Source organism: Crocosphaera sp. (genome assembly GCF_030064895.1).
GTDB lineage: Bacteria > Cyanobacteriota > Cyanobacteriia > Cyanobacteriales > Microcystaceae > Crocosphaera.
The window spans coordinates 18,777-32,775 of the sequence record NZ_JASJEB010000037.1; the positions used below are offsets into that span (position 1 = coordinate 18,777).

A 13,999-nucleotide genomic window follows, 5' to 3' on the forward strand; every position below is an offset into this window, starting at 1 on the left:
CTTAGTAAAAAATATTCTCGAAAAGAAGTCTGCAAATTATTTCCAAAACCTTTCACAGAAAATGATATTAAATAGTTTTGGATACTATTAATTGTATACCTCAATCTTAAAGTACCTATGAGTTTAGAAGATAATTTTAAGTATTTGAACAGATTTTTAACCTCACCTTAACTCCCCCACAGTTGTGATAATAAACTAATAATTTTTCTCTAGCAGTCTTGATTTTAGTTTTTGTAAATTAACTAGGTAGCGTTATTTAAGTAGCGTTATTTAAGTAGTATTATTTAAGTATTGAAAGTATGATTTTTGCCTGAGCTTCTATTCAAATAAGGTAAAATAGTGCAAAGAATAAAAGATATGGGATAACTATCTATAGTTTAGACAAAATTTTTAATAACTTAGCAAAAAAAATATCAAAAAATTAGGTTTAAAACCCCGTCCTTTCCTAAAAAAGTCTAGAAGGAACCTGTGTTTATTCAATCTGCAATCTGCTTTTCGACAATCTACAATTTTTGATCAACGGCCGTTGACTCCTACTTCTTGAAAGCAGTTTTCATTTGCATACATTAAACTGATATCTGGCGGAAGTACATAAAAACTTAATACGAGAATCATCGAAATCAATTATCAATCAGTTATAGTTACAACTAACCCTTTTGACTATTCCCCATTCCCTATTGCCTCTCTGAACTAAGTGATTTTATGGAGGTACAAGATGTGAATTAAACATTAAAATGTCAATACTACTTACTCAATGAAAACTGCTATGAAATTACTATTATTTCCCATCCTGCGAGGGGTTAAGTAGTCGGATATAAGTAAACAGCAGTGTATTAACTGATGTAAATATAGCTATAGCCTTACTCCTGAACCCTGCCTCCGGCCTCCTGTCTCCTGCCTTTTCTCAACTGTAATGTTTATTTTTGTCCAGGCACTTAGGGGTGGGTTAAGTTTAGAAAATTAAAAAAAAAAGAAAGAATCAAAGCTAATTCATAAATCGAATATATATTGGGAATCAACAATAGGTGTGAGAGTTATTAAACCTAGCATTTGTTCATTAAATGCAGGAGTTCCAGGCTAACAAGATTAGCGTTTAATTTGAGTTAAACTCTAACAAGCTAGTTTTAAAATTTGTTCTGGAAAATATAGTTTTGTTAATAAAAATTTAAGGATTTGAACACGATGACTCGTTGGTTATTTTCTTCCGTAGTCTTAGGTTTGTTGTCGCCTTTAATGATGACTAATAGTTTAACTGTAAGTGCCGAAACCCAACCAATAGCTTATAACATGGCACAACCTTGTAATGACTGTTTACATTTAGTGCCATCTGGCACGACCAATCAACAAAAAAATCCCATTTATTTCCTCAGAGTGTATCATCAAGGCCAGCTTTTATATAGCTTTGAAACCGTTGCCGGTCGTCATTTTACCCAAAATAGAAACCGTCATCAAGCAGGGACAGAAGCACCATTACCCGATGGAAATTATCGAATTAGTTCCCATAGTGTACCCGGAACCTTGGCAGAAGTAGGGGGACGTTTTTTGCCGGTTTATCCTCAATTTTCTACTGGTAGAAGTGCTTTGGGCATTCATTTTGATCCAAGCTATAATAAAGGTAATGGAGAGGATGGGACTGCCGGTTGTATTGGTTTGAGTTCTCGTCAACATTTTGCCACATTATTAAATTTTGTTGAGACTCATAAACCACAATTATTAATTGTTGATATTCAATAGATTTAGTTTTTCTCCCCTTGATAGAAATGGGTGTTTTATTATGAGATTTAAACTGACATTAGCCTTATTAAGTTGTGTTGTGATGTTTGCCTATGTTTCTTATGGTCAACAAAAACAAGAGCAATCTTTGGAAACCATTGAAGAACAAAATACTGTTGGTTTAAATAGCCAAGAAATCAATAGAGAATTGCCGACGACGGTTAACCCAGAACAATCCCTAAAAACCCCAATTCCTATTAACCCTTCGGGTTACGAGAAAAACCAACCTAGCTATCAAGAAAACTTGGAGTTTGGCTACAAAGAACCGAATTTACCCGAACCATCAGATAACGATTATTCACAAACCCCTGTTGAACCCTACGAAAATGCACAGGTTACTCAAGGTACTTATATGACCTTGACCCCTACTAATACCAGTAATACAGTGGGAAATCCTCTTTATGAATTACGACTGTATGCCAATGGCCGTCTCATGAAAACCTATCGAACCGTTACAGGACGCGCTGACAGTCAAAACAGAAATCGCCACCAATCTGGTACAGAAGCACCCCTACCAGACGGTCAATATCAGGTAGCGAGTGCAGTGGTGGCCGGAACTCATCCTGAAGTTGGGGGAAGGTTTCTCCCCATTGAACCCCTATTTGCCACCGGAAGGTACGCTTTAGGGATTCATTATGACCCGTCTTTCCAAAAAACTAACGGGGAAGATGGAACTCAAGGATGTATTGCCCTAACCAATAAACGTGACCTTGACCAAGTGTTGCAATACGTTCATAAGTATCAACCGCAATACTTAGAAGTCAAGTTACAGGTTTAATTTTTGCTCTTATTTACTTTGTTTCTCATACACACGGAGAATAAAATTATGTTAAAAACATTGATGGCAAGTATTATTCTTGTCGGTACAACTGCCTTACCCATGCAAGCACAACAAGGGCCTGGATGCGGGCCCTACGATAACTGTGGAGCAGCAGGGGGACGAGGTCATTATGGACAAATTTGTACCAGAGACCGCAATGGTCGCTTAAATGTCAGAAACGGCCCTGGAACCAATTATGGTTATTGGACACAAGTTCGGAATGGACAAACGGTAGCTCTTTATCGCAGTGCTATGGGCCACGATGGTGGTGGTTATCGATGGCAACAGGTTTACATCAATGGTCGAGAAGGATGGGTTCGTTCTGATTATGTTTGCGATTAGTTTGGGAACAAAAAGAATAACGACGGGTCACTTAATCTGTGGTTAGCAATAAATTGAATAAACTGCTAACTATTTAAGCTTTTAAAGTGTCTCCGTAAGAAGAGTATGCCGTCTGCTTTGAATCTTACGCTACATCGGCTACTCTCAACAACAGTCCAAGTATTTCTTGGGCTGTTTTTCCTATGAATTATTATTACCAGTGAACAGTGAACAGTGAACAGTGAACAGTGAACAGTTATCAGTTATAGCAATAGACAGGTTAGTTAGGACACATAAATTGTATTTTAAGGCAACAGGCAACAGGCAACAGGCAACAGAAAAATGTCCTAATAGCCTTGGCGACTGCTATATCAGTTTGATACAGAGAAATGTGAGCATCATGCTAACTATGCTAACAATAAGATAGGTAAGTTTTGTTTAATTTTTATTTTAATTAGACTAGCGTTCGCATACTAAAATAGTTCCTTTGTTTCCTTTTGTAATGCGTAGTTGTTCGTCTAAATAAAGCACTTCTAAACGACCTTTGGGAGAACGTTTCATATTAAAAGAAATTTCTCCCGTTTCTAAATTCATCCCTTGGGGTGGAACTAAACCAAACATAAACTTGAGAAAAACTGACATTAATTGTTCACCAAAGCCTTTTTTTGAGGGTGATGGTTGACTAAATATTTTTTTCCAGGTTTCTAAGTCTTGGCTTTTTGTTGGGGTTAAAGTTCCTCCTATAAATTCTACTTGTAAATTGTTATCATCAGCAGGATAACATACACCTTTATTACAAACAACCCCTTTTAAATTAGGAAAATTTGGCTCAATAATGGTAAATTCAACGACAATATCATGAGTCCTTTTTTCTCCTTCTCCTAATAACACAACTGGTTGTCTAACAGAATCAATTACTAATTTAAGACTGGTGGGTTCAAACATATTAAATGCTAAACGTCCTAATGTATAAGAATATTTGCCATCGCCTAATTTTTCCCCTTGAGGAAAAGACGGCGCACTAATTAATAACCATTCAGCAGATTCTAGTTGATTACTATGGGTTGGAGAAGTTGTTGGGTTAAGTTTGCAAAGTTGCTCAATTTTTTCTTTGACTAAATGATGTTTAACGTCCCCATCGTAAGTTTTTAAGACTTCTTTTAATTCGTTTTTAATTGTCGCTAGAGTTTCAACTTTATTCATAATTATTTTGCAAAATTATTATTATGTTATTTTAGTTGGCAGGATTCTCACACTCCTCTATAATTAAACATTAAATCTAAATAATACTACGTCTCCTTCTTGTACCACATACTCTTTTCCTTCGCTACGAACTAACCCTTTTTCTTTAGCAACTGTCATGGTTTTACAAGCAACTAAATCCTCATAAGAAACGGTTTCAGCGCGAATAAATCCTTTTTCAAAGTCTGTATGAATAACGCCGGCTGCTTGGGGTGCTTTCATACCTGCTAAAATAGTCCAAGCGCGGGTTTCTTGGGGTCCTGTGGTTAAATAAGTTCTCAGTCCTAATAATTCATAAGTCGCTTTAATTAATGATTGTAAACCCCCTTCTTTGACTCCTAAAGCGTCTAAATAATCTGCTTTTTCTTCATCGGGAATTTCTACTAATTCTGATTCTACTTGCGCGGAAACAATCACTACTTTGGCTTTATCCGCAGTGGCAATTTTTCTTACTGCTTCTACCCATTCATTGCCTGTTGCTAGGTCATCTTCTGAGACATTGGCAGCGTAAATAATCGGTTTACGGGTGAGGAGTCCCAAGGACTTAATTAACTCTTCTTCTTCCTCAGTTAATTCTACATGGCGCGCTCCAATTCCCTCGTTGAGCGCAGCGAGGATTTTCTCTAAGGCTGGTATTTCTTCTTGACCTTCTTTTTTGCCCTTAACTTGCTTTTTAAGCCGTTCTAGGCGTTTTTCAGTTTGAGAAAGATCGGCCAAAGCTAGTTCTAGGTTAATCACTTCGATATCCCTAGCAGGGTCAACCGAACCGGACACATGAATAATATCATCATCATCGAAACAGCGCACCACATGAACGATGGCATCTACTTCTCGTATATTTGCTAAAAATTGGTTGCCTAGTCCTTCTCCTTTGGATGCACCTTGAACTAAACCGGCAATATCCACAAATTCGATGCGAGTGGGGACAATTTTCTGAGACTGGGAAAGTTCGGCTAAGACGGCTAAGCGTTCATCGGGTACTGAAACCACCCCTACGTTGGGTTCGATGGTACAAAAGGGAAAATTAGCTGCGTCTGCTTTGGCATTGGCTACCAGAGCATTGAATAGGGTTGATTTACCGACGTTAGGGAGTCCAACGATTCCAGCTTTGAGCATCTATTTCTTCTTTTGCATTTGATAATTCCTTGTTCATTATCATGGATTTACGAAAAATGATCAACTGTTTGTTAATTAATCTCTGTTTTCGGTTCTTCTTTTGGGTTAATGTATTGTTTTAATAGTTGAAAGTTTAATGCAAGTAGTAATTTACTTTGCTCAACTAACAGACTTTTTAACCTTTGTTTCTTGATGAATTAAACTGAGAGCTAATTATCTAATAATTGCTATGTTTTCAGGTGAATTATAAAATATAATTCGAGAATCATCTTCATATTTGGGGAATTAGACATCAGGAAATCGCCTCCAAAAATAAGAAGCGATCTCCTGAAATCTGTTCAATTGTTAAGGGGTGATGCTTAAGCTATTAGATAGTAACTTCCAAGGAGTTATCACTGTTTAAATCGGTAGATTGAACATCTTTGATAATAGCTAACTCCTGATTATCAAACATAATAGAAGTGTCATCATCAATATTAGTTAAGCCCAGAGAACCGTATGTTAAGTCTAATTCAAAGTCAGTAATGGTATCAGCTCCTTGATGGGGTTCCACGACAAAGAAATCACTATCTCCCTGACCCATATGAGCATCATTTTCAGCCGGCCCTAAAAGATAATCGTTGCTGTCTCCCGTTACGATAGTTTGCTCAATTTCATCAGAAACTTGCTCGGTGGGTAAAAATGCACTGATATCAATGATTTTTAATCCACCATCATCGTCAGCAACATAAGCGAAGTTGCCCACAATTTGTACATCCTGAGCCCAGTCACTGGTATTATAATTGCCAGCAAGAGTAGGATTACTGGGGTCGGAAATGTCAATGATTTCTAGTCCACTCTCCCCGTCAGCAACATAAGCGAAGTTGCCCACAATTTCTACATCGTTAGCAGAGTCAATGGAATCATAATTACCAGTCAGGGTGGGACGGGTGGGGTCAGAAATGTCGATGATTTGTAGTTGCCCCTCCCACTGATCAGCAACGTAGGCGAAGTTACCCACAATTGCTAGATCCTTAGCATCAACGGCATCATAGTTTTTAGTAAGAGTGGGATTGCTGGGGTCAGAAATGTCAATGATTTGTAGTCCACTCCACAGATCAGCAACGTAGGCGAAGTCGCCCACAATTTCTACATCGGCAGCATAGCCACTGGTATCATAATTACCAATGAGGGTGGGATTGCTGGGGTCAGATATATCAATGATTTCTAGTCCATTATGGGAGTCGGCAATGTAGGCATAGTTTCCGACAATTTCTACGCCATAGCTTCTGACAATTCTTAAATCGTCAGGAACGCTGGTGATATCATAATTACCAATGAGAGTGGGATTGCTGGGGTCAGATATATCAATGATTTCTAGCCCACTATCAGGGTTCGCAACGTAGGCGAAGTTGCTTACAACTTCTACATCCGTAGCATAGTGATCAGCATCATAATTGCCACTGAGACTGAGACGGGTGGGGTCAGAGATGTCAATGATTTGTAGTCCACCCCAACCGTCAGCAACATAGGCGAAGTTGCCCACAATTTCTACGTCCAGCGCAGAGTCACTGGTATCATAATTTCCAACTAAACGAAGACCGTTAACTGGATTAACAGTTAAAGAAACCGTCGCAGTATCGGTTCCCCCTTGACCATCATTGACTTGATATGTAAAGCTATCTGTTCCGTGATAATTAGCGTTGGGGGTATAAATAAATGAACCATTACTATTCAAGGTAACTGTGCCATTTGTGGGATTGGTCAACTTTTTAGCGGTTAAACTATCCCCATCAACATCAGTATCATTAGTTAAAACATTTGCCGTTAAAGTTGTGTCTTCATCCAGGGTAAAATAGTCATCTACAGCAACAGGATTATCATTAATCGGTTTAACAGTTAAGGTAACCGTTGCAGTATTGGTTCCTCCTCTACCATCACTTATTTGATATGTAAAGCTATCTGTTCCGTGATAATTAGCATTGGGGGTATAGATAAATGAACCATTACTATTCAAGGTAACTGTGCCATTTGTGGGATTGGTCAACTTTTTAGCGGTTAAACTATCCCCAGCAATATAACTGTCATTATTTAAAACATTTCCCGTTAAAGTTGTATCTTCATTGAGGGTAAAATAGTCATCTTTAACAGGAATAGGAGTGTTAATGGTTATATAAACCGTTGCAGTATCGGTTCCCCCTTTGCCATCACTGATTTGATATGTAAAGCTATCTGTGTATGTAAAGCTATCTGTGCCAGAAAAATAGGCATTGGGGGAATAATGGAACTGACCATTAGAAGCAAAGAGAACTTGGCCATATTTAGGAGAAGTCCGTGTTGTTAGGGTTAAGGTATCACCATTTGGATCATAATCATTAGCTAAAACATTTCCTGTATATTCTAAAGGGGTACCTTTATCGAAGATGAAATAATCATCTTTGGCCACGGGTGGGCTGTTCGGTTTTATGATTTGCTTCTGAACACCAAAATTACGATTAGCATAGGTTTGTCCAGGTTCAACAAAAACAGTATGAGTTGTTGGCAAAGAGGTCTGCTTCCAACCTGACTGAAGTTTTAAGGCTACCCTATGAGTACCAAAACCGACGGGATTGGGATCGATAATAGGAATAGGGGTGTTACTGTCTTCGCTCAAGATTAAACCAAAAGCAAAGCTATATTCTCCTTTAGAATCAGTGATTGACGTTTGTTCACCCCTGTCATGTCGTCCATTGCGATTACTATCGAGATAGACTGTCCATCCCGATAAGGGATTTTCATTGAAGTCCCGTATTCCGTCTCCATCTGTATCGTTCCAAATACTACCTTTTATCAGTGAAGGAGGATCAAAGGGATCATCAATGGGGCCAATAATGGGGTCATTAATTGAATTTTCATCCTCGATGGGTTGAGGAATAAGAGTTTGTGAGGGAGAAAGTCCGATAATTTTACTCCTGTCTATTCTAAATAACTTAAAAACTAAATCAGTAAGATTTCGTTATTGTTAATATGCCCAAATTGTTTAAAATATTTCTTCCTGGTTCTAACATCTTTTGCAGGGATTTCTAAATAATATCTAATGTAACTTTCATAGCTGTTTATTTTTGTTACTTGTTGGACTCAATATAATTAACTAAGTACTATTTCTTAATCTTATGGCGATCGCTTATTTTTTACTGAAATTTATTTTTTGATATAAACATGCCTGTAATTTTCCAAGTTTACTCTACCATAAGTGCCTCAAATGGCGCAACCTCGTGACCCAATTTTCTCTCAAAATGCCATGATCAGTGGTTTTGATATCTCATAATAAATTTATAATTATTAATCTTTATTAGATAGGCTTTAATTATATTACAAAATAAAAGTAACTCAAAACTTGTCTATAACAGTGTGAAACTGATAACTATAGCAATCAGTAATGATATCTCAGAAGTGATAACCTATTATTAGGGCATAATACTATAGCATTTCCCATACTTGTGAGGTACACAGGTGATCGCTTTAAGGCAGGGGGCAGGAGGCAGGAGGCAGGTGTACCTTATGAGTCCGAGAAAAGCTATATTATGCACCTACAAATACAATCTTATAGGGTTTTAAGACTGTGTTTTCTCACAACTGAAAGTTAATTACTATAGGTAGCTTAGTAAAGGATAATTGTTAGCTTTCCAGTAAGCATTACCTATTTAGAACATAAACAAGGAAAAATATGACAATATTACATGGAACTTGGATTCAAAATTCACCAGAAAAATCATTTTTTATTTGGGGGGAAACTTGGCGATCTTTATCTGAGGATATTGCTTCAGATGATTCTATTGCAATGTATCCATTTTCTGTAGATAAACAGGACATTATTAAACAATTAAACTCGAATAAGATTACAATTGAAAAAAATAAAAAAATCGAATCTATTTCTCAAATATTTTATTTGCCTAGTAAAGTTATTGGTAAATCAAAACAGACTGTCCCTTTACTATCAACAGAATTAAAAGATAATAATTTTGCAGAAGAGGAGATACAATTAATTGCTTGGAAAATTGAAGGTATAAAATTCAATGTTAATGACACCCTTAATATTTTAAGTCAGTTACCATTAGGATTAACAAATAATAATAAAAATTACATAGGTGATAATTTAAAATTTTGGACACATATTTATCGTTGGAGTCTAGATTTATTAACTAGAGGTAAATATTTACCACGAATAGAACAAAAAGAGAATAACTGTTATGGACAATGGGAACCTTTACTAGATAGTTTAATTGATCAACAACGGTTTTCTAAATTTTTACAAACTATGCCAAATAGTTGTCTTGCTAATCATAATTTACTTGAGGGTGAATTCTCCCTTTCTTCACTCAAACAAACTACTATTCTTGATTTTTTATCCACTATTATTGATCAACAAGTACGTCAATTTTTTGATATTGCTATTACCCCTAATTCATTTATTCAAAAGTGGTTATATTCTTTAAAACAAAACTCATCTAAATTTGAAGCATCCGAAGTTGAAATAAATGGATTAAAGAATGCTCTTAATAATTGGACATCTTCTTTAGATGAATATATTATTAGCTCTAATAATAAACAACTAGGAATTAACCAGTTTCGGGTTTGCTTTCAACTAGAAACACCAGCTAAAGTTAGTAAAAAATTAGAACAACCTAATTGGCGTTTACACTACTATTTGCAAGCTTTAGATGATCCCAATTTTCTTATTTCTGCAAAGGTTATTTGGTCGAATCCTGTTACTAGATTAATCTGGGATAATAGAACAATTAATCAACCTCAAGAAACCCTCTTAAAAGGACTAGGTTTAGCTTCACGTTTATATTATATTGTCGAAAATAGTTTACAAGAAAATCAGCCTAGTTTTTGTGAATTAGATCCCATACAAGTCTATGAGTTTTTACGATCTATTGCTGATATTCTTAAAGATAATGGTTTAGGAGTTATTTTACCACCCAGTTTAGAGAAAGGTGTGGAAGAAAAACGCTTGGGTATTAGTTTGACCGCAGAAGTTAAGTCAAAAAAAGGACAAAGACTCAGCTTACAAAGTTTGTTAAATTATAAGCTAAATTTAGCAGTGGGTGATAAAACAATTTCAAAAAAAGACTTTGAAAAACTATTAGCTCAAAAATCGCCCTTAGTCGAAATAAAAGGAGAATGGATCGCCTTACAACCTGCTGATGTAAAGGCAGCACAAGAAATTATCAACAAATCTTATGATCCTTTAGAACTCTCAGTAGAAGATGCTTTGCGCTTCAGTACAGGAGACAGTTCAACTGTTGCTAAACTACCCATTACTAACTTTGAAGCAAAAGGAGAATTAGCTACTCTAATCAATACTATAAATAATAATGAATCAATCCCTATTATCGAAAATCTGAGAGGATTTAAAGGTGAATTACGTCCCTATCAAAAGCGAGGAGTCGGTTGGTTATCCTTCCTAGAAAAATGGGGTTTAGGTGCTTGTCTTGCCGATGATATGGGGTTAGGAAAAACACCCCAACTAATTGGGTTTCTCTTACACTTAAAAAGCGAAGAAATGTTAGCTCAACCTACTTTAGTAGTCTGTCCCACATCTGTCTTAAATAACTGGGAAAGAGAAGTCCAAAAATTTGCACCAACCCTGTCTACTTTGATTCATCATGGAGATAAACGCAGTAAAGGAAAAGCTTTTGTTAAAGCGGTTAACCAGAAAAATATTATCATCACTAGCTATTCTTTAATTTATCGAGACATTAAAAGCTTTGAACAAGTAGAATGGCAAGGTATTGTCTTAGATGAAGCACAAAATATAAAAAATCCTCAAGCAAAACAATCTCAAGCAGTACGTAAACTTTCTACACAGTTTCGTATTGCTTTAACAGGGACTCCCGTAGAAAATCGTTTAACAGAATTATGGTCAATTCTTGATTTTCTTAACCCAGGATTTTTAGGAACACAGCAATTTTTCCGCCGTCGTTTTGCCACTCCTATCGAAAAATATGGGGATAAAGAATCACTACAAATTATGCGTTCTTTGGTACGTCCTTTCATTCTCAGACGATTAAAAACAGATAAAACTATAATTCAAGATTTACCAGAAAAACAAGAAATGACCATCTTTTGTGGTTTATCCTCAGAACAAGCACAACTTTATCAACAATTAGTGGATAATTCTCTAGCAGAAATTGAAGAAAAAACAGGAATTGAACGCAAAGGACTAATTTTAAGTTTACTCCTAAAACTAAAACAAATTTGTAACCATCCTGCTCATTTTCTCAAACAAAAGAGCTTAAAAAAATCAGAAGAATCTGGTAAATTATTAAGACTAGAAGAAATGTTAGAAGAATTAATTGAAGAAGGAGATCATGCTTTAATCTTCACCCAATTTTCTGAATGGGGTAAACTTCTGCAACCTTATTTACAGAAAAAATTGCAGCAAGAAGTTCTCTTTTTATATGGTGCAACTCGTAGAATTAAAAGACAAGAGATGATCGATAGTTTTCAACACGATCCCAACGGACCAAGAATTTTTATTCTCTCCTTAAAAGCAGGGGGAACCGGACTAAATTTAACCCGCGCTAACCATGTATTTCATATTGATCGCTGGTGGAACCCAGCAGTAGAAAATCAAGCAACAGATCGCGCGTTTCGTTTAGGACAAAAACGCAACGTTCAAGTACATAAATTTGTCTGTACAGGAACCCTAGAAGAAAAAATAAACGAAATGTTAGAAAGTAAACAAAAATTAGCAGAACAAACCGTTGATGCAGGGGAACAATGGTTAACAGAATTAGATACAGATCAACTTCGTAACCTCTTATTATTGGATCGAGATACCATTATTGATGAACAATAATTACACGAGGCCGTCGACTATACTGGAATAATAGACTAGCAAAATCAAGGAACAATCGTATGTTGAAATCTCTTGTGGTGGGAGGTGTGGTCATGGTGGGATTGATGATCCCTACTGTCGCTTTTGGGCAATTTAACGGCCCCATATCTCCAACTTTAGAAACAGAAACCACTGTTGATCCCCAAGTGAGTCCTTTGGAGTTACAACAGTTTGTGCAGGTAATTAAGCAATTTCAACGCATTGAAACAGTTGTGCAGCGACAAATGGCCAAAACGATTCAAAAAGAAGGATTAACCCCCGAAAGATTCATGGAAATTAATGAGAGTCAAAGACAGTTGCGATCGGAATCTGTTAATTCCTCAGAAGACTTAGAAAAATTCAGAAAAATTGTCGTAAAGTTCCAAGAAATTATGGATGATGCTGAAGAAAAGCGACAAAGTACCGTAGTAACCCAAGGACTAGAAGTAGAACGATTTTTAGAAATTGAAAAAATTGTCTCCAGCAATAGTCAATTACAAGCAAAAGTACAGCGAATGTTAGGAAATTAGATGATAAAAAAGATAATAAAATTAATCTTTTTGTCTCATTTAATGGTTAAACTGTAGTTTTCATCATCGCTAAAAAAAGCCCAATCAAAGTCTTTTTTTGATTTTAGGGCTTTTCTTATTTCTGTTAAATTAGCTTCAATTTTAACCCGTTTAAATTCATTGGGTAGTTCTTCTGGTTTCACTTTTAAACAGATACTAGGTTGTTTCTTTCTCATGGATAATTTACAAGTTACTCCCTCAATTTTTGTTTTATTAACTCGCTGCATTTCTTTAATTAAATATTCCCGTAATTTATCTCCTTGTTTTTCACTCATACTCGCTAAGACTCTTAAACGTTTCGCTTCAGCTTTTCTCGCTTCTGTTATCGCTTCTAAATATTTAATATAATGGGCAACTTTTTCGGCTTTTTCATCAAAATTTGTGTCAGCAGTTAACCACTCAGAAAATAGTTGATTGATTTTAACTTCTTTTTCTTCTTCGCTTAATTCTTCCGAATCTTGCAGTTGATTAATTAAGTTTTCTAGTTCAATAATTTCTTGAGAAATATTCCAAAGGGTGTGATTTGGTTGTTTCATTTATTACTGCCTTTTTATCGTATTTTAGTTTTTTATGGTTCATTCTGCACTGGTTAAAAATCCTGTCATTTCAGTCATAATTTTTCCATCTTTAATCATAGCAAGATTAACCTCGTCTTTTTCTTAATAAATGGCAATTTTAATCAATGGTATTGCTTTACGCAAAATTTCCTCTGTACTTTGGTTGGTTTCTTGGGAAAGCTTTTCTAGCACTTGATTAAGTTTAGGAGAAAGAGACATATCCTTTCTTCTACATGACTTAATATCTCTAATTTCATTAGTATCCTCTTTATTAATTATTTCCGTGAGTTCCTTGATATGATATTTTACCTCTTTAATGCTAAGCTTAACCTCAAAATTCCTTGATACATCTGATGTAATCACTAATTCTCGTTCAAGAGAATTAAGCATCTCAAACATTTCATAAAGCTGAACTCTTTCTGGTGATTGTTCGTTAGTCAGTTCCATATGGTCTCAAAATGAAGTATTTTTTATCTAGTTTTATTTTATCGCAATTTTCTTGAAAATGTGAGGAATAATGCTATAATAAAGGTAAATAATTAACCGAACCTTGAAAATCAGATAAAGAGTAAATAATTGCTATTATTGCTTTTACCCGAACAACAAAAATTAATTGAAATAATTATCATTTTATAAAGATTTTTAACCGAATGTCGGGCAGAATTCCCTAACGTTCCATAACTTAGGGATGAATGCCCGACCAACATATAAAACTGCGAAGCATCCTTATTTCTTAGTTTCTAACCCTCCTGACTGG

Annotated in this window: 10 protein-coding genes and 1 pseudogene; 5 read left to right on the forward strand and 6 right to left on the reverse strand. The window is 35.8% G+C overall.

Going from position 1 to position 13,999, the window contains the following annotated elements; all coding sequences use genetic code 11:
- Positions 1–1,182: 1,182 nt before the first annotated feature.
- Genes QNJ66_RS10915 through QNJ66_RS10925 form a run of 3 tightly spaced genes read left to right on the forward strand, consistent with a single transcriptional unit; the run spans position 1,183 to position 2,935 of the window.
- Positions 1,183–1,734, forward strand: a complete 552-nt coding sequence (locus QNJ66_RS10915) for a L,D-transpeptidase family protein (RefSeq protein ID WP_300506385.1) — start codon at positions 1,183–1,185, stop codon at positions 1,732–1,734.
- Between the two features lie 40 nt (positions 1,735–1,774).
- Positions 1,775–2,551 (forward strand): L,D-transpeptidase, encoded by a 777-nt coding sequence (locus QNJ66_RS10920; protein ID WP_300506387.1) that lies wholly within the window; start codon positions 1,775–1,777, stop codon positions 2,549–2,551.
- Between the two features lie 48 nt (positions 2,552–2,599).
- Complete coding sequence (locus tag QNJ66_RS10925; protein WP_300506390.1) at positions 2,600–2,935, forward strand: SH3 domain-containing protein; 336 nt, start codon at positions 2,600–2,602, stop codon at positions 2,933–2,935.
- A gap of 438 nt (positions 2,936–3,373) precedes the next feature.
- On the opposite strand, the gene QNJ66_RS10930 is transcribed toward QNJ66_RS10925, so the two are convergent.
- The 4 genes and pseudogenes from QNJ66_RS10930 to QNJ66_RS26170 form a co-directional block, all read right to left on the reverse strand.
- Positions 3,374–4,117, reverse strand: coding sequence for a PAP/fibrillin family protein (locus QNJ66_RS10930; protein ID WP_300506392.1), 744 nt, complete (start codon positions 4,115–4,117; stop codon positions 3,374–3,376).
- A 63-nt stretch (positions 4,118–4,180) separates the two neighbouring features.
- Positions 4,181–5,272, reverse strand: coding sequence for a redox-regulated ATPase YchF (gene ychF, locus QNJ66_RS10935; protein WP_300506395.1), 1,092 nt, complete (start codon positions 5,270–5,272; stop codon positions 4,181–4,183).
- Between the two features lie 367 nt (positions 5,273–5,639).
- A complete protein-coding gene (locus QNJ66_RS10940; protein WP_300506397.1) occupies positions 5,640–7,904 on the reverse strand; it encodes an Ig-like domain-containing protein in 2,265 nt (754 codons plus the stop codon).
- A gap of 24 nt (positions 7,905–7,928) precedes the next feature.
- Positions 7,929–8,210 (reverse strand): annotated as a pseudogene (locus QNJ66_RS26170) (hypothetical protein); the annotation flags it as partial.
- Positions 8,211–8,957: 747 nt separating this feature from the next.
- On the opposite strand from QNJ66_RS26170, the gene QNJ66_RS10945 reads away from it, so the two are divergent.
- On the forward strand, positions 8,958–12,098 hold the full coding sequence (locus QNJ66_RS10945; RefSeq protein ID WP_300506400.1) for a DEAD/DEAH box helicase: 3,141 nt from the start codon (positions 8,958–8,960) through the stop codon (positions 12,096–12,098).
- 59 nt (positions 12,099–12,157) lie between these two features.
- Positions 12,158–12,646, forward strand: a complete 489-nt coding sequence (locus QNJ66_RS10950) for a DUF4168 domain-containing protein (RefSeq protein ID WP_300506403.1) — start codon at positions 12,158–12,160, stop codon at positions 12,644–12,646.
- Positions 12,647–12,681: 35 nt separating this feature from the next.
- On the opposite strand, the gene QNJ66_RS10955 is transcribed toward QNJ66_RS10950, so the two are convergent.
- Both QNJ66_RS10955 and QNJ66_RS10960 read right to left on the reverse strand, forming a co-directional pair.
- Positions 12,682–13,221 carry a siphovirus Gp157 family protein gene (locus QNJ66_RS10955; protein WP_300506406.1) on the reverse strand — a complete coding sequence of 180 codons (540 nt, stop codon included), beginning with the start codon at positions 13,219–13,221 and terminating at the stop codon, positions 12,682–12,684.
- A gap of 123 nt (positions 13,222–13,344) precedes the next feature.
- Positions 13,345–13,689, reverse strand: coding sequence for a hypothetical protein (locus QNJ66_RS10960; protein WP_300506409.1), 345 nt, complete (start codon positions 13,687–13,689; stop codon positions 13,345–13,347).
- Between the last annotated feature and the right edge of the window lie 310 nt (positions 13,690–13,999).